Raw genomic sequence first — 18,149 nt, 5'->3', positions numbered from 1 at the left:
GGGCTCAATACATGCAATTTAACTAAATTTGTCAGTAACGTGAGGTTTTTGATGCGGTTTGGATATAGAGAAACTCCTTGGAATTTTAACTGTGTTTTTTTGAGAAATATGATTAAACTTTCAATAAAAATTCTTTGCTGAGCATTTTTTACTAAAAAAATTAGAAAGTTCAGTATTCCCTAAATTAATAATTACAATATTCTGTCTAGCTCTGGTTATTCCCGTATACACTAACTCAAATGTAGATTTTTTATCAATTAATAGAAATAATGTATGAATTTCCCATCCTTTAAAACTATGCACTGTGGATAGTTTAATCATTCCCGCATTTAACCAAAAGCCTACTTTTTTAGCTCGTCTGATCTGATCAATATTGTCTTTTGTTAATAGCCCGTTTTTCTCCAGCTCCTTATATTCTTCCTTCATTTCAAAAGTTGTTATGGTTTCTTCTTGGTATTTAGATCTAATTTCAAAATCAAGCTCTCTCAATATTCCTATATTATCACCTAAAATAGCTACATCATTAGAATGAATGTTATGCAATTCTATCAATTTAAAAACCATGTCATTGATTTCTGATAAATTACCGATTTCATGGTACTCAATCACAGATGGTTCAAAATCAAACTCTTGTTGAGCTATCAACATTTCATCTAATATATACTTATTGTCAAGAAATTCTTTTTGAAATTCGATAGCCAAGCGTCCAATATCATGGTTAAGCCTGAAAGATTTTTTCAGACTTTTATTCCATCGCCCAACAATCCCAGTCGTTATAATTTCTTTATTTTCATCCAATTCTCTATCGTAAATATTTTGCTTTTCATCCCCAAATACAACTATTTCAGTGTCTGGTTTAGAAAAATAGACTACAATCAAATTAAGCCATTCTTGTTTATAATCTTGAATTTCGTCAATAAAAATAGCATCAAATTTTTTAATACTATTCTGCCTTGATGAAAAGAATTCTTTATTATCAAAATCTTCATGCCCAGTTATTTTTAACCCATATTGATCTGCAAATTCACGAAAGAAACTATGATAATTGGTTATGTAAAAATTCTTCCAAGCAAAACTTTCTCTTACTTTACTTATTTGATCATGTATATAATTTACTAGTGAAATATTAAATGTTAGCACTAGCACTCTTCTATGAGTCCTAATATGCGCATTTACTGCTCTTTTAGCTAGAACTAAGGTTTTTCCTGAACCAGCAACGCCTTTGATTTTTTGTCGTTTCCCTATTCTGCTTTTAGTCAATTCCTCCTGTTCTTTAGTGTAAATAACCTCTTGATTTATTTCTAATTGATGAAAAGTTGGTTTTAAGTATCTTTTTATACTTTTATATAGTTCATCATTGAAATATTTACTGACTCTTCCAATATATGTTGAATTTAATAAGCTATTAAAAAATGAGCTATTTAAACTATCTCTTCCTATGATTTGGACATATCGATTAATATTCTGGCCTTTTAAAAAACATAGAACACTTTCCCTGCTCTCACAATGGAAATAAACTGCTGTTCTTATAACGCCGTATATATTTTTATTAAAAAAATTTTCATATAAGAATCGATAGTTCATATTCTGCAGTTTATTTTTATAAATCTCTACTTGATGAAATGAGAAGTAATATATGCATTATTTTCTCTTAATCGCCAATCACCAGAATTATCAATATAATAGTGTGTTAAATTCCAGTCTTTTACTTCAATGATCAGGACGCCGCCGCCTTTTCGCATTAAAACAATATCTGGGTTTTTGCCGTTGAGATAGGGTTGGTAATAAATTTCATACTCGTTATTTAGTGTGATTTCTAGAAAGTTTAATATTGCCATCTCGCCGTTTGTAGGTAAAACTTTTTGTTGCTCAATTATTTTTCTTTCAGGAATAAGAATTGCCATGTAACCTGCCTATACGCTAATAATTTTTTAAATAAACGGTCCAGTCATCTATCACGTGTCGACTTTTCTTCGCCAACTCTGGCTGGTAAATCTCTACCATTGGGCATATTTTACAGCGTTTGCCGTAGTTGGGTGGCGAGATTTTGCCGCTGTTTTTTGAGGCGAGTTTTGTATTTTATTTGACTATTTTGCTTTTAAAATTTATAAATTTGCCCATTTCCCTTGACTAAATTCGACGTTTAAAGCTTAACGACTGTTATGTTGTCGGCTTGAGGAGCATATTACGGCCTAAACGCAAAATAAGCCGATTTTCCGCAAGCTTCTAGCTTTGCGAAAAAAATTTTTAACTCAAGCGTCCTAGATTGGCGTGTCGATCATATTTGACGTCCGCCGAATTTACGATACCGAGTAATAGCACCTCTTCGGCGAGCTTATTATACTCTCGTCTTTTAGGGCTTTTAGCACTTTTTCAACCTCTTTTTTGTCTGCGTTTAGCGCTTGGGCGATCTCGCCGACCTTCATCGGCTACGAGTTTGCCAGTAGTTTTAGGATTTGCTCTTTCATTTTTTCTCCTTTTGGGTTGAATTTGCAACTATATTGTAGCAAATGCGGCTTTAAAAATACGCGTACCGCCGGGAAACGTCAATTTTATGCCGCCAGAGCAAAAATAGCGCTCAAATTTGACCGCACGGCGCTGCTAAAATTTAAAATTCGGCTAAAATCCAGCGTCTATTTTTCGCGCCGAATTTTAAAATTTACCCCAGCTTTTTGCCCAGTATCGTTAGACTCTCGATTTTGCTGCCCATATCGCAGACCTCGGGCAGTTCGCCCCAGCGCGTAAAGCCGAATTTCGCAAACAAATTTAGGCTAGCGGCGTTGCTGGAAAATATCAGCGCGACGACGTTTTTGATGCCAAATTTGGGCGCGAGTTTAAGCATAAAATTTACTAGCCGTCCGCCAAGCCCCTTGCCGCGAGCGTCCGGCGCGACGTAGACGCTGATCTCGGCGGTGATGCGGTAGCCCTCGCGCGGATGATAGTCGCTGAGGCTGCCCCAGGCTAAGATTTCGCTTTTTGGGTTTGTGACGCTCGGCTTTTGCTCGCCCAAATTTTCGCCGTCTGAGTCAAATTTTCTCTCGCAATCAGCTTTGCTGTCTTTGTTCGTCAAATTTGCTTCATAAACCTCGCGTAACACGTATATCGGGCGATTTGCAGCCTCGTGCGCGTCAAACCACGCTTCGCGCTCCTCTATGCCCACGGGGTGCAGCGTGGCCGTGGCGTTTTGCTCTAAAACGCTCGTGTTATAAATGCGCGTGATAGCGGCAAGATCGGCCTTAACGGCGCGCGAGATTTCGTATTTTGCGGCGGCGAGATTTTTTTGCATTTTGAATCCTTTTTAAATTTAACCGATTTTACGCCAAATTTGATTAAAAACAGCAACAAAAAGGTCAAATTTGAACGTCGGTAAAGGCGCGGTTCTAGCCGCCGTAAAAAGGCAAATTTGCGTTCAAATGCGAAATCGCCGTAAATTTGAGTTATAATCTCTTTTTAAATTTAACCTTGGATAAAGATTTGAAAATAGCGTTTTTTGACTCGGGTATCGGCGGACTAAGCGTGCTAGCTGAGGCTCTGCGGCGGTTTAGCGGGGCGGAGTTTTTGTATTTTGCCGACGAGGATCACGTCCCCTACGGCACTAAAAGTAGGGCGGAGATCGTGCGGCTAAGCCTCGATGCGGTGGGGTTTTTGGTCTCGCGCGGCGCGGACGGGGTCGTCGTTGCTTGCAACACCGCCACGAGCGCGGCTATTTCGGAGCTTCGCGGCGCATTTAGCGTGCCCGTCATCGGCATGGAGCCCGCCGTCAAGCTCGCCGCGGACAGCTTCGGCGCGCGCCCGACACTGCTTATCGCCACGCCGCTAACGATCGCGGGTGAAAAGCTCGCGCGCCTCGTAGGGCGGCTGGAGTGCGAGACGTGGAGCCTGCCGCTGCCTCGCCTCGTGGAGTTCGCGCAGGATTTGGAGTTTGACTCGCCTGCGGTTCGGGCGTATCTGCGGGAGGAACTAGCTAAATTTGAGCTTGAGCGCCTCGGTTCGCTCGTGCTTGGTTGCACGCATTTTAACTATTTTAAGGACGTTTTGCGCGAAATTTTGCCGTCTCACGTACGCATCATCGACGGCATAGACGGCACGCTAAATCGCCTAGCTAGCGAGCTGGGCGAAGGGCTAAAGTTTGCGCGCGGCTATGATTTGCCCTCGCGGGCGGCTAAATTTGACGCAGACGGCGGCGTGGAATTTGGTGCGAATTCATCGGCGCAAGTCGGTAAATTTGAGGCACAAGGGCGAGGCGCAGACAGCAGACAGAACGCAAGAGGGCACAGCAAGGACGGCGGTAAAATTTACTATCCAAACGGCAACAGCGTGAAGTATTTTTACTCGGGCAGAGCGCTAGATGCGGCGCAGCTGCGCAAGGTGGAACTGTTTTTAAAGCGGCTCGACGCGATGCGGGAGATTAACTAACGCCGTGCCGACCGCTTATATAAGTAAAGCGCGATAAAAAAGCAGGCTTGCGCGCAAATTTAATGCTGGCGGCGAAGTAAATTGGCATCAAGAACTACTCAAATTTACGACAAAAAACAGCTAACCCAAAATCTATAAAAACCAAATGCAGTTAAATTTGCCGCTTTTAAATCAAATCAAAAAGTCGCCGTTTGAGCGGCAAATTTAAAATAATCGTTCAAATTTAGCGTGCGGCAGATTTACGGCTCGTCTATCCGCCTTACAAATATCCTTAAACGCCCGCGACCACCTAAAACTAGCAACCCAAAGCGTTTAAAAGAGCCGGCACGCAAGCTAAATTTTACTTTTTGGCTTGCTGATACACCGGCTCGAGCTTGGCCGCGACCTCGCGCAGATCGGCGATACGGCTTTGGCTAGACGGGTGGGTGCTTAGTATCTCAGGCACGCTGCCGCCGCTTTTTTGCGACATTTTGACCCATACGTTTACCGCCTCTTTAGGATCGTAGCCTGCCCGCGCCATCAGCTCCGTGCCGATGTGGTCGGCCTCGCGCTCGTGCGAGCGAGAAAAGGGCAACGAGATGGTGTACTGAGCGGCCATATTCATAGCGCCGGTAGCTAGATCTCCCAGCCCCGCAGCCTGCGAAACGGCGAAAATACCGACGTTTTTGAGCATATCCGTGCTGGCCTGCTCGCGGCTATGCTCGCGCAGAGCGTGCGCGATCTCGTGCCCCATGACGGCGGCTAGCTCGCCGTTTGTGAGCGAGAGATTTTTGATGATGCCGCTATAAACGACGATGCGGCCGCCAGGCATACACCACGCGTTTATCGTGTTTTCGTCGATCACGTTTACTTCCCATTTCCACTTGAGCGCGTCCTCTCTAAATGCTCCGACCTGCGCGATGAGCCGCTTGGCGACGTCTTGCACTCTTTTTGTCATCACGGGATCGATGTTTAGCGCGCCTTTTTTGCGCGCGCCGCTAAGCGTCTCTACGTAGGCTTTGGCCGCGGCCTCGTTCATCTCCTGTTCGCTGACTAAAAACATCTGGCGTCTGTTTTCGCCTAGCGCGCCGCCGCTAGTCGAGCTAGTGAAGCAGCCCGTCAGCATCGTCGCGGTAAATACGGCGAGTAAAATAATTTTTCTTATCGTCATCTTTCATCCTTTGCGAGATTTTGGCGATTATACCTCTAAAACAGCTATAAATTCGTAAATAGGCGTTTAAATTTGGCTTAACGGCGTCAAATTCGTAAAGAAACGGCGGGTAAATTTGCGTTTTTGAAATTTGACGGCGTAAATTTGAGCTCCGTTTGGGTGGGTTTAAACGGGTTCGCGTTTTGCGTATTCGGCTTAATTCGGCAAATTTTAGCGGCTCGGACGCAGCTATGCAAGCTCAAATTTAACCGCTGCTTGCAAGCCGTCAAATTTAAAAAACCGCGAGTTCGTTAAATTTGCCGAATTTACAGCCAAGCTAACCGTCAAATTTACGTCCGAAACGATAAATTTGAGCTGACGACGAAACATGACGGTTTTTACACGCTAAATTCCATTAGCTTTAAATATATCGCAAAGGCTGCGATCGTGATCGCCCAATAGGCGAATATATCAAGCCCCAGCCCCTCGTTATTCTCGTTTTTCGTGCCCTTGTAGCCGATGTTGGTTTCAAATTCTTTCAAACGCTTATGTATGGAGCGTAGCTCGGTGATGGTCGTCCAGTTTCTTATAAATATCGACAAGCTAGCGCGCACCTGAGAAAAGGCATTTACGACTTGCATCATCACGCCTAGGGTTATCGCGCCCGTCAGCACGCTAGGGCCTAGGGCTATGAGCGGAACGATGATCATGGCTTGGCTAAAGCTGTATTTCCAAACGTCGAAATATCCGTAGTGTAAAAAGAGCCTGCCGAAGTTAAATCTTATCTTTTGAAAAAGCTCTTCTAGCTTGCGCGTATCGCCGTAGTTTTGCTTGTCGTCCTCGGCATAGACGAGCTCTTTTCTAAATGCGGCTTCGACTTTTTGGTTGTTGTACTCAAGGCCGGGCAGCTTTATGCCCACAAACCACGAGATGATGAGGCCGCCTGCGCTTGTAGCCACCGCGATCCATACGAGCGAGCCGGCTACGTCCTCCATAAACGGCACTTTTACCTTCGCGCTAAGCACCCAAAGGATGGGCACGAAGGCCACTAGCGTCATAACCGCATCAACCACCGTGGTACCCAGATCCTCGACGATCTTAGCAAAACGGTAGATGTCCTCTTGGATACGTTGCGAGCTACCTTCGATATCTTTTGGCGTCTTTTTCCAATAGTCGATGTAGCTAAAGGTCATCGCCTCTCGCCACCGAAGCGTCCAAACCCGCGTAAAATACGATATAGCCGTACCTAGTAGCACGAAAGGAAACGCTAGCGCGGCAAAAATCTCGATCTCCGTCCAAAAGTCCCCCACCGTGTGGTTTTTGACGTCTTGCAATATGTCGTAAAAGCCCTTGTACCACTCGTTTATCGCTACCGTTAGCTGCACCTGCGCGTAGGTAAGAGCTAGTATCAATATCACGCCCAGGTGCGCCCACTGCACCCATTTTTTGCTCGCGAAAAACGACGAAAACATCTATTTGCCTTTAAATTTGAGATTTAGTCGCAAAGTATAGCAAAACCAGGCTAAATTTATACGCGTTAGATTACTGTTATGCGTATTACGTTAAAATCCGGCGAATTTTTTACAAAGGATGAAAATGAAAAAGACTATTTTGGGATTTGCGCTACTTACGGCGCTTGCGTCGGCGGCGCTAGGCGGCGAGACGATCGAAGTTTATAAAAGCCCGGACTGCGGTTGTTGCGGAAAATGGGGCGAGATAATGAAAAAAAACGGCTTTGAAATCGTAGAGCACAAAACGAACGCGATAATCGAAACGAAAAACAAATACGGCGTTCCGCTGGAGCTATCTAGTTGCCACACCGGTATAGTCGGAGGTTACGCTATCGAGGGGCACGTACCGGCCGAAGAAATAAAAGCCCTTTTGGCCGCTAAACCGGCTGACGTCGTAGGTATCTCGGTGCCGGGCATGCCGCTGGGAAGCCCCGGCATGGAGCAGGGCGGCATCGTCGAGGACTATGATGTGATCGCGTTTAAAAAGGACGGTACGAGCGAAGTTTTTGCAAGCTATAAAAACGGCAAGAAGGTAAAATAATTTAAAGTAGTCGGCGTAAATTTGCCGACTTTTCTCGGTTTTATTCGCTTGTATAAATACGGATTTTGCCAAATCTATCATGAGGCTATTTTTAAAATTTGAGCACCGCACCTCGTCAAATTTAGCGCAAAATCAAGCTAAATTTAACCCCGGCCGCTGTATCATTAAAATAAATTTGCAAAGGAGCGGGCGTGGCGAGACTAATTTTTATCCTGTTTATTTTGGGTTTTCTTGTGTGGCTTTATATGGGCGGCACGACCAAAACGGTGGCTGACTACAAAGGCATGAGTCAAGAGGAGCTTGAGACGTTGTGCCTTGAGAAAAAGGACAAAAAGGCCTGCCAAAAAATAGCGATCGACTTCGTAAACGGCGCGAAGGCAAACGGCGGTAAACCGCAGTTTTAGGATTTTTGCATTTATAAATTCGGCGGGCAAATTTGACGGCGTAAACTTGGTTTAAATTTTATAAATTTAACCGCTAGCATTTTTGCGGTGCGGGTCTAGGCGCGTCAAATTTGGACTCAAATTTAAATAATTTTCGCAAATTTGAGCCAAAGCTCGCATAAAATAAGCAATATTTGTATTACAAGTTTAGCGCGGAGGTTAAATTTGCGCTCAAATTTAAGCCGCAAGCAAGGCACGCACGCAACTAAAAGCACCAAAACGCGGCAAAATAGCCCCGCGGCGCTCACTTGCGCTAGAGGCGGCAAAAATGCGCTTTCAGTTTAAAATTCCAGATTTTCTGCTATAATCGCCGCATTTCATTTTAATTTTTTAAGGATTTTAATTGCACCCCAGTAGCGCCGACTCGCTTTTTATGATCGCTCTCGCGATTTTTTTCGTATTTCTAAACGCTTTTTTCGTCTTATCAGAATTTTCCATCGTCAAAGTCCGCAAGACCCGCCTAGAGGAGCTTGTGAAGGACAAAGTGCCAAACGCGAAAACCGCGCTTGATATGTCAAACAACCTCGACACATACCTCTCCGCCACGCAGCTAGGCATCACGCTAAGCTCGCTGGCTCTTGGCTGGATCGGCGAACCTGCGGTCGCTAGACTGATCGAGGAGCCGCTAAAAACATACTTTAATCTAAGCGATATATTAGTCCACACCGTCTCGTTTGCGATCGCGTTTACGCTGATCACGCTCATGCACGTGGTGCTAGGCGAGCTAGTGCCAAAGTCAGTCGCCATCGCAAAATCTGAAAAAGCAGTCCTAGCCATCGCGCGTCCATTGCACATATTTTGGGTTGTTTTCTCACCGCTTATCAAGACTTTTGATTTTCTAGCGGGCGTTTCTCTTAAAATTTTAGGCATCAAGCCCGCCAAAGATAGCGAGTTAGCCCACTCCGAAGAGGAGATAAAAATCATCGTGGGCGAGAGCCTAAAAGGCGGCGTTTTAGATAGCTTTGAGACCGAGATCATCAAAAATGCGGTTGATTTTTCCGACACGGTCGCCAAAGAGATCATGACTCCGCGCCGCGATATGGTCTGCATAAATAAGCAAAAAAGCTACGAAGAAAATATCAAAGTGATCTTTGACTCCAAATACACGCGCTATCCGTACATCGACGGCAGCAAGGACGCGATACTGGGTATGATCCATATTAGAGATATCTTGCAGATTGATACAGTTAACAAAAAGCGCGAATTTGACAGCATCGTACGTAAATTCGTCATCGTGCCCGAAAACCTCTCGATATCTAAAATCCTCGTTATGATGAATAAGCAGCAAATCTCCGCCGCCCTAGTCGTGGATGAATACGGCGGCACGGCGGGGCTTCTTACGATGGAAGACATCATGGAAGAAATTTTGGGCGACTTTAACGACGAGCACGACGACGCCGACCCGCACTACAAAAAGATCAACGAAAATATCTACGAGTTTCAGGGGCGTTTTGACTTAGAGAGCGTCGAGGAGCTGATGGGGATTAGCTTTGCCGATGAGACCGAGGAGCTAACGATCGGCGGATATGTCTTTAATCTCATCGGACGCTTGCCGGTCGTAGGCGACAAGATCGAGGATGAGAACTGCTACTACGAGGTGCGAAAGATGGATGGCGCGAGCATCTCAAGCGTCAAGGTGCGCAGAAAAATCGAAGAAAAAGAGGACGAGGACTGAGTAAATTTGCGCCTTGCTTTTGCGAGCGGGGCGTAAATTTGATCATAAATTTGAGGGCGGATTTGGCTTTGAAAATTTTAGGCGCGCAAATGGCTTCTCAAATTTAAACCGATCTAAATTTGAAAGACTCTACTTCGTTCATAAATCAGCTCAAATTTAAGCCGTTTCGTCAAATTTGAGCTTGCCGCATTGCTTTAAATTTGCCGCCGTTTGGTCAAGCCTTGCAGGATTGGCGTTAAATTTGCCTCGCTAAATTTACGCCGATTTTTCTGCTTTATCCTCTCAAAACCCGTAAATTTAATCTAACTTTTTAGCTTATTTTGATAAACTTCGCTAAAATTAACAAGAGATAAAAATTAAATTTTATATTTTGAAATTTATAAAACAAATTTAACACAGGAGGACAGATGAGAGTAGTTCAAGCGGAATTAATCTCCAAAACCGTCAGCGAGCTTTGCAAAGAGGCCTGTTACGTCGTGACGCCCGATATGAGAGCGGCTTTTGAAAAAGCTAGAGAAAACGAGAGCTCGCCGATAGGCAAAGACATCCTAGGCAAGGTACTCCAAAATGCCGATCTAGCCCAGAAGCGCGTTGCGCCGATCTGCCAAGACACGGGCATGGCGGTCGTATTCGTCGATATCGGACAGGACGTGCACATCGAGGGCGGATTTTTAGAGGACGCGATAAACGAGGGCGTAAAAGACGGCTACGTGGGAGGCTACCTGCGCAAATCCGTCGTAAACGACCCGATATTTGAGCGCAAAAATACGACAAACAACACCCCTGCCGTCATAAACGTAAGGATAGTAAGAGGCGATAAAATCCATATAAAAGTGGCTCCAAAGGGCTTTGGTAGCGAGAACAAATCGGCTCTAAAGATGCTAGTGCCCGCAGACGGCCTAGAGGGCGTGAAAAAGGTATTTTTAGACACTGTTAAACTAGCTGGTCCAAACGCCTGCCCTCCGATGGTGATCGGCGTAGGTATAGGCGGCACGATGGATAAGGCCGCGCTAATGGCAAAATACGCAGCCGCTCGCGCCGCAGACAGTAAAAATCCAGATCCAAGATACGCCAAACTAGAGGAGGAGCTGCTAGAGCTCGCCTGTAAAACGGGCGTCGGACCGCAAGGACTAGGCGGCGACACGACCGCGGTAAAAGTAAACATCGAGTGGTATCCGACCCACATCGCGGGCCTACCGGTCGCTATCAACATCAACTGCCACGCCGCTCGCCACGCCGAAGCTGAAATTTAAGGAGAAAAGATGTCAGAAGTAAAAAAGATAACCGCGCCGTTTGATAAAGATGTCGTAAAAAGCCTAAAAGCGGGCGACAATGTGCTAATAAGCGGCACCATCATCGCGGCTCGCGACGCCGCACACAAGGCGCTAACCGAGACTTTGGCTCGCGGCGAGGCATTGCCCGTAAATTTAGCCGGCGAGACGATCTACTACCTTGGACCAAGCCCCGCAAAACCGGGCGACGTCATAGGCGCTGCGGGACCGACTACTAGCGGACGCATGGACAAATACACACCGACGATGATAAACGAAGTGGGCATCAACGGTATGATAGGCAAGGGCTACCGCTCTGAAGCCGTCGTCGAAGCGATGAAAAAATCAGGCTGCGTATACATGGTCGCTATCGGGGGTGCTGGCGCGCTGATTAGCCAAAGTATCAAAAAGTACGAAGTGCTAGCCTATCCAGAGCTAGGCCCTGAGGCGATCGCGAGGCTTACGGTCGAGGATTTCCCGGCTATCGTAGCGATAGATAGCGAGGGTAATAACTTCTACGAAGCAGGACAGGCTCCGTATAAAAAAATATAAATTTATCGGCGCGAGTTATCGCTAGCTCGCGCCTCGATCCACTCGCCGCTCTTGGTTTGCGTGCCGTTTGAAAGCAGGCAAATTTGAAACCAAACGGCGCGTTAAACTCTCAAATTTTACGCTCACTCTTTAAAAATTTTGCCGTAGTTACTCGGATACGCTTTTTCAAAGATTTTTTGATCTTAGCCTTTAGCGAGCCTGCGTCGCTAAGCTTTACGTCGCCAAATAGGCAATCTTTATCGCAAATTAGGCGCAAAGCTATATCGCGTTTTTCGCCAAATAGCTCAAATTTTACTCGCACTTCGTTCTCTGAAACTGCTTTTGCGCTAAAGTTTTTGAGCTCCTCAATCTCGTGCGAGCCTATAAAAGGGTCGAGAAGATCCGACGATACGTGCTCTACGCCGCTCAGACGTCCGAGCGCGGAGCCGAACTGATCGTAAATGAGCCCGTCAAGCTCTGGAGTCAGCCACTCCGAGGCGCTAGGCTGTATCTAGCATCGCCGTAGTTTGTTTGGTAAAAATCGATTACCGTTTTTTCCATTAGCTCGGCTTTCGTCGTTTGCGCGCTTAGATTTGCGCCGCCAAGACTACAAAAAATCACCGCCAAAAGGCAAAATTTAGATACTTTCATGGCCTTCCTTTTAAATTTGGCGGTTGCGTGATTTTGGCGTTATTGGGTTAAAATTTACTCCTCTTTTCGAGACTAGGTTTGGCGTAATAAGTTGCGAGTCAAATTTGAGCGAACCGGCGTTAATCTCAAATTTGCACTAGCCTTCGAACCGTCAAATTTACTCGGACGGCTCGTTAAATTTGGCGGCGATCACTCTGCAGTACTGTTTATGTAGCTGTTTTCGGAGATCTGCGTCCAGACTCTAGCTTTTTTCATAAAGGCTTTTTGCGAGTCTAAAATTTCCTTAAACGTCGCGTCTTTGGCTGAGAGCTCGTCTAGGATCTCGTCCGTGGCTTTGCGTAGCGCAGCAATGACCTCGGGCGGGAACGAGGCTATTTTTACGTCCGGATGCTCGCTTTTGATTTTATCAAGAACCAGCGAGTTTTGATAGACCGCCGACTCGTAGACGTCTGCTGCTACAGCCTTGGTTGCGGTTTCTACGATAGCTTGGAGGTCGGCCGGTAGCTTGTCCCAGAGCTTTTTGTTGATGTAAAATTCATTTTCGCTAGCGGGCTCCTGCCAGCCTGTGTAGTAAAATTTAGCCACCTTTTGAAAGCCGAAATTTATATCGATCGCAGGGCAGACCCACTCGACGGCGTCGATCGTGTTCATCTCCATCGCCATGTATAGCTCGCCGATCGGGATCGTGTTGATGTTTACGCCCAGCTTTGCCATTATCTCGCCGCCAAGCCCGGTCATGCGTAGTTTTAGCCCCTTTAGATCGTCCGTACTCTTGATCTCTTTTTTAAACCAGCCGCCCATTTGCATGCCGAAATTTCCGCCGTGAAATGTCACGATGCCGTACTCGTTAAAGACTTTTTGCGCGAGTTCCTTGCCGCCGCCGTACGCGTACCATGCGTCCTGCTCGGCCTTATTCATGCCAAAAGGCACGGTCGTAAAGAGCATAAGCTTAGCGTCCTTGCCCTTATAAAAGTAGCTAGCGGTGAAAGCCGCGTCGTACTGGGCGCTTTTGACCATATCAAGCAGCGCAAACGCCGCCTTGTGCTTGGACGGATAGTCGACGCGCACCTCGATACGGCCGTCGCTCATCTTTTCCACGAGCTCTTTAAATTTCTTTGGGGCGTCGCCTAGTACGGGTACGTTGCTCTCGTAGGTGGAGGCGAGCTTGATTTTGTATTTTTCCGCTGCCTGCGCGCTGATCATCATCGCCGTGCATAGAGCCAGAGCTGAAAATAGTTTCATTTTTTCTCCTTTCGGTTTTAAATTTACCGATTATAGAGTTTTGTATTATATTTTTTTATTAATTTTAAAATTTAAGCTATAAAAATTTATGGCAAATGAGTAAAAACGTAAATAAATTTCTAAAATGTTACGAAAATTAATTTTTATGTTGCGGCGATTAAATTTGTAGTCCGAATTTACTATAGCGTTTTGAGAGTTAAATTTGAGCGGATTTTTCGGCTAGACTAATAATACCCAAGACACATCGTCTCGGTTAGCTTTATGCGCTTTTCAAGCGGTGCAGGCGAGAAAAACGAGCACTTTTCAATGTAAATTCTGTAGTCGTAATCAAGTCTGAAGTCATCGTAAAATTTCTTTAAATTTATAAATTTGATCCCGCAAATTTCGCGTAGATCAAAAAGCGGGTACAGCTTGGAGCCGTTTTTAGCGACGAGGTGCGAGGGCGCTAGCGTCGTAAACGAGCAAAACGCCGACGTGAGCACGAGTCCGGCTAGGTCGCTGCAGCGTGCGGCCGCCTCGCGAAATCGCGCGGGAATGCATTTTTTATGCAGAAAAACAATGCGCGAGTTTTCAAATTTAGCGCAGATCGCGCCGCTCCAAAATAGATACGCATTGCCCGAAATTTCAGCATTTCGCGCAAATTCGCAGCCAAGAACGTAATCATCTAAAAATTCGTTTGGCGCAAGGGTGATTTTCATATTTTTCGTGCCTTTCTTGCGGGAAATTATAGCGAAATTTGCTTTTTTGGCTGTAAATTGGGTAATATTCGCCCAAATTTTACAAAGGACGAAAATGAAAAAGGTTATCTCTACAAAAGACGCTCCGCAAGCGATCGGGCCGTATTCGCAGGCGATCGAGGCAAACGGATTTTTGTTTATTTCGGGGCAGCTGGGCGTTACACCGGAGGGCAAATTTGCGGGCGAGGATGTGAGGGCTCAAGCCGAGCAATCGATGCTAAATTTAAAAGCGATTTTGGCGCAGGCGGGGCTTAGCTTTGAAAATGCGGTAAAAACGACGATTTTTCTAACCAACATCGAGGATTTTGCGGCAGTAAACGAAATTTACGCTAAATTTTTTAGCGAACCCTATCCTGCTAGAAGTACGATCGCCGTTAAAACGCTGCCAAAAGGCGGTCTAGTCGAGATCGAGCTCATCGCGGCGACGAAGTAAAATTTAAAATCAAGGAAAAAAAATGAAAAAGATTATATTTGCGCTTGCAGTCGTTTTGATCGCGGCTTTTGGAGCCGCGTTTTACGGCTCTTCTAAGGCCAAAGAGTCCTACGATAGAGGCGTGGCGAGGCTAACTAGCGAGACTTTGAAGCTTGGATTTTTTAATATAAAAGCAAACGCGGTAGAAAACGACTACGATAAAGGCTTATTTAGTTCGCACGCGGTGATAAAACTCGAGCTCACCGACGGTAAAGATCCGGTCAAATTTGAAGCTAAAACGACGCTAAAACACGGATTTGCCGAGCTGTTTAGCGGCTTTAAGGCTCATAGCGACGTCAAAGCGCTAACGCCCGAAGCCGTGCTCTATCTAAAGACAATTTTCGGCACGGACGAGTTTTTAAGTATCGATGCGCTGATAAAATTTGATAAAACCCGCGACGTGACCTTAAATTTGGCCGATATCAAAACAAATGAAGATGACTCTAGCTTCGTAATCTCAAAGCCTTTTGCAAAGGCACAAATCAAAGAAAATAAGATAAAATCCCTAGAAATCGGCGTCGGTAAAATCGGCGGCGGCGATACGGACGGCGTGGATAAGGTCGATATAGAAAACGCCTCCGCGCTCATCGAGCTTAACGACTTTAAGGGCTTTGACGATCTAATCTCGTTTATAAACATACAAACCGCCTACGAAAATATAGCTAAAATCGGAGTAAAGGCCGATAAAATGAGCTTTAACAGCGCTAAGGGTTATGATTTTCCAAAATCGGTCGGCATCACGGGCATGTCGTTTTTAGCGCAGATAAAGCAAAACGCGGACGCAAATCTCCTCGATACGATTACCGACGCTAGTCTAGGGGCGCTTGACGTGGACGGCAAAAAGATTCTTACGCAGCTAAATTTGAGCCTAAACGAGAAAAACGTAAACAAAGAAGCGATGGCGATGTACGTTAGCGATCCTCAAGAGGCGACCCTTTATAAGATTTTGATGAGTAAAAACTACGTGATGGAGGTTAAAAATTTTAGCTTTAAAAACCCAAACGGCAAGGAGCTAAAATTTAACGCGGTAGCCGATGCATCGGGCCTTGGCTCGGAAAGCAAAACGCTGCATGACGACGTAGATATCCAAACGGCGCTAAAAGCGGTCAAATTTGACGGCGAGATAAAGGTGCAAGCCGCGTCTATAACGGAGTTTTTAAGCGCGTATAAGGGGTTAATGGCTGATAGCGACTTTAACCAAATGATGGACGGTATCAAGCCTTTTGAAGAGCGCGTGAATTCGCTTTTTGCTAAAGAGGGCGAGTATATGAGTGCGAAATTTAAACACGACGTCGGTAGCGACGATCTGCTAGTAAACGATAAAATTTCGCTCAAAGAATTTATAATGAGCCTGATGGCGAACTAAATTTGCTTTATTTTTAGCGGACGATAGTGTGAAATTTACTGTTTCGTCCGCTAAATGAATTTTATTTATGCCTATATATTAAGGTAAATTTCTGCAAAATAAAATTTTGAAAAAACCCCACAACAAAAAATCTCTAAAATTTTTTACACCCCTCCTTTTCTTCAGCTTCTTTTAAGCATATTGCTTGTATAATTCCAGCTCACGAATTGAGAAACCACCTTTAACTTTCACGTTAATAAAGCCTTTTCTTTTAATATCGTAAGTTTTAATTTTGAGTTAAATAAACAACTCTCTAATTTTTGAGAGTTTTTGAAACTAGCTCTTAAATTATGTTTTTTAAATTAACACTGTTAAACTAATTAGTCAATCTTTGAAATCTAAACAAGTGATCGATTGAGCCAATCTTTTATCAGGCTTTCCTTGGAAAGTAGATAAGAGATAAAACTAATTAATAAAATTAAAGTTTTTTGATTAAAACTTCATAATAAAATCCTAATATCTTTAATGATTTAGGTAATTTAATATGGAGAGTTTGATCCTGGCTCAGAGTGAACGCTGGCGGCGTGCCTAATACATGCAAGTCGAACGGAGATTAAGTAGCTTGCTATTTAATCTTAGTGGCGCACGGGTGAGTAATATATAGCTAACTTGCCCATTACTAAGGGACAACAGTTGGAAACGACTGCTAATACCTTATACTCCGTATCTATATAAGTAGATACGGGAAAGTTTTTCGGTAATGGATAGGGCTATATCGTATCAGCTAGTTGGTAAGGTAATGGCTTACCAAGGCTATGACGCGTAACTGGTCTGAGAGGATGATCAGTCACACTGGAACTGAGACACGGTCCAGACTCCTACGGGAGGCAGCAGTAGGGAATATTGCTCAATGGGGGAAACCCTGAAGCAGCAACGCCGCGTGGAGGATGACACTTTTCGGAGCGTAAACTCCTTTTCTTGGGAAAGAATTATGACGGTACCCAAGGAATAAGCACCGGCTAACTCCGTGCCAGCAGCCGCGGTAATACGGAGGGTGCAAGCGTTACTCGGAATCACTGGGCGTAAAGGACGCGTAGGCGGATTATCAAGTCTCTTGTGAAATCTAACGGCTTAACCGTTAAACTGCTTGGGAAACTGATAATCTAGAGTAAGGGAGAGGCAGATGGAATTCTTGGTGTAGGGGTAAAATCCGTAGAGATCAAGAAGAATACCCATTGCGAAAGCGATCTGCTGGAACTTAACTGACGCTAATGCGTGAAAGCGTGGGGAGCAAACAGGATTAGATACCCTGGTAGTCCACGCCCTAAACGATGTATACTAGTTGTTGCTTCGCTAGTCGAGGCAGTAATGCACCTAACGGATTAAGTATACCGCCTGGGGAGTACGGTCGCAAGATTAAAACTCAAAGGAATAGACGGGGACCCGCACAAGCGGTGGAGCATGTGGTTTAATTCGAAGATACGCGAAGAACCTTACCCGGACTTGATATCTAACAAATCATCCAGAGATGGAAGAGTGTCTGCTTGCAGAAATGTTAAGACAGGTGCTGCACGGCTGTCGTCAGCTCGTGTCGTGAGATGTTGGGTTAAGTCCCGCAACGAGCGCAACCCACGTCATTAGTTGCTAACGGTTCGGCCGAGCACTCTAATGAGACTGCCTTCGCAAGGAGGAGGAAGGTGTGGACGACGTCAAGTCATCATGGCCCTTATGTCCGGGGCGACACACGTGCTACAATGGCATATACAATGAGACGCAATATCGCGAGATGGAGCAAATCTATAAAATATGTCCCAGTTCGGATTGGAGTCTGCAACTCGACTCCATGAAGCCGGAATCGCTAGTAATCGTAGATCAGCCATGCTACGGTGAATACGTTCCCGGGTCTTGTACTCACCGCCCGTCACACCATGGGAGTTGATTTCACTCGAAGCCCAAATACCAAACCGGTTATGGTCCACAGTGGAATCAGCGACTGGGGTGAAGTCGTAACAAGGTAACCGTAGGAGAACCTGCGGTTGGATCACCTCCTTTCTAGAGTACAACGAATATTCTCTCACAAGATATTCGTCAAAGGAAAATTTGGATATACAATACTAGATGCTAAATAAGATTGCGAAGCAATCGTTTTAGCTGTAACTTTAGTATTGCTTCTTAGTAGCGACTT

Annotated in this window: 18 protein-coding genes and 1 rRNA gene; 9 read left to right on the top strand and 10 right to left on the bottom strand. The window is 45.1% G+C overall.

The annotated features are described in order from the left end of the window. Positions 1-120: 120 nt before the first annotated feature. The 4 genes from CSHOW_RS09615 to CSHOW_RS09605 form a co-directional block, all read right to left on the bottom strand. Entirely contained in the window at positions 121-1,584 is a 1,464-nt protein-coding gene (locus CSHOW_RS09615) for a UvrD-helicase domain-containing protein (protein WP_002947005.1), read from the bottom strand. Positions 1,585-1,610: 26 nt separating this feature from the next. Further along, positions 1,611-1,904, bottom strand: coding sequence for an NERD domain-containing protein (locus tag CSHOW_RS10320; RefSeq protein ID WP_198400663.1), 294 nt, complete (start codon positions 1,902-1,904; stop codon positions 1,611-1,613). 396 nt (positions 1,905-2,300) lie between these two features. Beyond that, positions 2,301-2,426 (bottom strand): helix-turn-helix domain-containing protein, encoded by a 126-nt coding sequence (locus CSHOW_RS10575; RefSeq protein WP_002947004.1) that lies wholly within the window; start codon positions 2,424-2,426, stop codon positions 2,301-2,303. A gap of 233 nt (positions 2,427-2,659) precedes the next feature. After that, positions 2,660-3,286, bottom strand: coding sequence for a GNAT family N-acetyltransferase (locus CSHOW_RS09605; RefSeq protein ID WP_002947003.1), 627 nt, complete (start codon positions 3,284-3,286; stop codon positions 2,660-2,662). Between the two features lie 188 nt (positions 3,287-3,474). On the opposite strand from CSHOW_RS09605, the gene murI reads away from it, so the two are divergent. Then, entirely contained in the window at positions 3,475-4,416 is a 942-nt protein-coding gene (gene murI, locus CSHOW_RS09600; RefSeq protein WP_081451798.1) for a glutamate racemase, read from the top strand. 340 nt (positions 4,417-4,756) lie between these two features. Here murI and CSHOW_RS09595 read toward each other — a convergent pair whose 3' ends face one another. The 3 genes from CSHOW_RS09595 to CSHOW_RS09585 form a co-directional block, all read right to left on the bottom strand. Further along, on the bottom strand, positions 4,757-5,566 hold the full coding sequence (locus CSHOW_RS09595; RefSeq protein ID WP_002947001.1) for a M48 family metallopeptidase: 810 nt from the start codon (positions 5,564-5,566) through the stop codon (positions 4,757-4,759). 228 nt (positions 5,567-5,794) lie between these two features. After that, on the bottom strand, positions 5,795-5,935 hold the full coding sequence (locus CSHOW_RS09590; protein ID WP_002947000.1) for a hypothetical protein: 141 nt from the start codon (positions 5,933-5,935) through the stop codon (positions 5,795-5,797). Between the two features lie 8 nt (positions 5,936-5,943). Further along, a complete protein-coding gene (locus CSHOW_RS09585) occupies positions 5,944-7,017 on the bottom strand; it encodes a putative transporter (RefSeq protein WP_002946998.1) in 1,074 nt (357 codons plus the stop codon). A gap of 124 nt (positions 7,018-7,141) precedes the next feature. Here CSHOW_RS09585 and CSHOW_RS09580 point away from each other — a divergent pair, with 124 nt between their 5' ends. The 5 genes from CSHOW_RS09580 to CSHOW_RS09560 all read left to right on the top strand — a co-directional run bounded on the left by CSHOW_RS09580 (position 7,142) and on the right by CSHOW_RS09560 (position 11,538). After that, positions 7,142-7,597: a DUF411 domain-containing protein gene (locus tag CSHOW_RS09580; protein ID WP_002946996.1), complete on the top strand. Its 456-nt coding sequence runs from the start codon at positions 7,142-7,144 to the stop codon at positions 7,595-7,597. 191 nt (positions 7,598-7,788) lie between these two features. After that, positions 7,789-8,001 carry a hypothetical protein gene (locus CSHOW_RS09575; protein WP_039895105.1) on the top strand — a complete coding sequence of 71 codons (213 nt, stop codon included), beginning with the start codon at positions 7,789-7,791 and terminating at the stop codon, positions 7,999-8,001. Between the two features lie 382 nt (positions 8,002-8,383). Continuing rightward, a complete protein-coding gene (locus tag CSHOW_RS09570) occupies positions 8,384-9,715 on the top strand; it encodes a hemolysin family protein (protein ID WP_002946986.1) in 1,332 nt (443 codons plus the stop codon). A 407-nt stretch (positions 9,716-10,122) separates the two neighbouring features. Further along, positions 10,123-10,968, top strand: coding sequence for a fumarate hydratase (locus tag CSHOW_RS09565; RefSeq protein WP_002946981.1), 846 nt, complete (start codon positions 10,123-10,125; stop codon positions 10,966-10,968). Between the two features lie 9 nt (positions 10,969-10,977). After that, a complete protein-coding gene (locus CSHOW_RS09560) occupies positions 10,978-11,538 on the top strand; it encodes a Fe-S-containing hydro-lyase (RefSeq protein ID WP_002946978.1) in 561 nt (186 codons plus the stop codon). Positions 11,539-12,000: 462 nt separating this feature from the next. On the opposite strand, the gene CSHOW_RS09555 is transcribed toward CSHOW_RS09560, so the two are convergent. The 3 genes from CSHOW_RS09555 to cheQ all read right to left on the bottom strand — a co-directional run bounded on the left by CSHOW_RS09555 (position 12,001) and on the right by cheQ (position 14,108). Then, positions 12,001-12,168 (bottom strand): hypothetical protein, encoded by a 168-nt coding sequence (locus tag CSHOW_RS09555; RefSeq protein WP_002946975.1) that lies wholly within the window; start codon positions 12,166-12,168, stop codon positions 12,001-12,003. Between the two features lie 189 nt (positions 12,169-12,357). After that, positions 12,358-13,410, bottom strand: coding sequence for a TRAP transporter substrate-binding protein (locus tag CSHOW_RS09550; protein WP_002946972.1), 1,053 nt, complete (start codon positions 13,408-13,410; stop codon positions 12,358-12,360). A gap of 224 nt (positions 13,411-13,634) precedes the next feature. After that, on the bottom strand, positions 13,635-14,108 hold the full coding sequence (gene cheQ / locus CSHOW_RS09545; protein ID WP_002946970.1) for a cheVAW transcriptional regulator CheQ: 474 nt from the start codon (positions 14,106-14,108) through the stop codon (positions 13,635-13,637). A gap of 94 nt (positions 14,109-14,202) precedes the next feature. Here cheQ and CSHOW_RS09540 point away from each other — a divergent pair, with 94 nt between their 5' ends. The 3 genes from CSHOW_RS09540 (at position 14,203) to CSHOW_RS09530 (ending at position 18,016) form a co-directional block, all read left to right on the top strand. Then, positions 14,203-14,580, top strand: a complete 378-nt coding sequence (locus CSHOW_RS09540; protein ID WP_039895103.1) for a RidA family protein — start codon at positions 14,203-14,205, stop codon at positions 14,578-14,580. A gap of 22 nt (positions 14,581-14,602) precedes the next feature. Further along, complete coding sequence (locus tag CSHOW_RS09535) at positions 14,603-15,985, top strand: DUF945 family protein (protein WP_002946968.1); 1,383 nt, start codon at positions 14,603-14,605, stop codon at positions 15,983-15,985. Positions 15,986-16,505: 520 nt separating this feature from the next. After that, a 16S ribosomal RNA gene (locus CSHOW_RS09530) occupies positions 16,506-18,016 on the top strand. Positions 18,017-18,149 lie beyond the last annotated feature (133 nt).

This window comes from Campylobacter showae (assembly GCF_004803815.1).
Classification (GTDB): Bacteria; Campylobacterota; Campylobacteria; order Campylobacterales; family Campylobacteraceae; genus Campylobacter_A; species Campylobacter_A showae.
Note: the sequence above shows the minus strand (reverse complement) of the source record. Positions and strands in the feature narration are given on the sequence as shown.